This window comes from Enterococcus sp. C46 (assembly GCF_040887565.1).
GTDB classification, from domain to species: domain Bacteria; phylum Bacillota; class Bacilli; order Lactobacillales; family Enterococcaceae; genus Enterococcus_B; species Enterococcus_B lactis.
The window spans coordinates 1-383 of sequence record NZ_JBFOGA010000037.1; the positions used below are offsets into that span (position 1 = coordinate 1).

The 383-nt window shown below is 52.0% G+C and carries 4 tRNA genes; all 4 read left to right on the forward strand.

The annotated features are described in order from the left end of the window. Positions 1 to 8: 8 nt before the first annotated feature. The 4 genes from AB3I27_RS14010 (at position 9) to AB3I27_RS14025 (ending at position 362) form a co-directional block, all read left to right on the forward strand. A tRNA-Pro gene (locus tag AB3I27_RS14010) sits at positions 9 to 82 on the forward strand. Positions 83 to 101: 19 nt separating this feature from the next. Next, a tRNA-Ala gene (locus tag AB3I27_RS14015) sits at positions 102 to 174 on the forward strand. Between the two features lie 27 nt (positions 175 to 201). After that, positions 202 to 275: transfer RNA gene (locus AB3I27_RS14020), tRNA-Met, on the forward strand. A gap of 13 nt (positions 276 to 288) precedes the next feature. Continuing rightward, a tRNA-Ile gene (locus tag AB3I27_RS14025) sits at positions 289 to 362 on the forward strand. Positions 363 to 383: the final 21 nt, after the last annotated feature.

Sequence of the window (383 nt, forward strand, 5' to 3'; positions counted from 1 at the left end):
TAATTAAGCGGGAAGTAGCTCAGCTTGGTAGAGCACTTGGTTTGGGACCAAGGGGTCGCAGGTTCGAATCCTGTCTTCCCGATAATTATAAATTTAAACACGGGGCCTTAGCTCAGCTGGGAGAGCGCCTGCTTTGCACGCAGGAGGTCAGCGGTTCGATCCCGCTAGGCTCCATTTCATTTAAATAATGAATATCTTTTTCGCGGTGTAGCTCAGCTGGCTAGAGCGTCCGGTTCATACCCGGGAGGTCGGGGGTTCGATCCCCTCCGCCGCGATTTTTAAGAGCCTGGACCTTTAGCTCAGTTGGTTAGAGCAGACGGCTCATAACCGTCCGGTCGTAGGTTCGAGTCCTACAAGGTCCATTGTGGCGTTGTAAGTTTCAT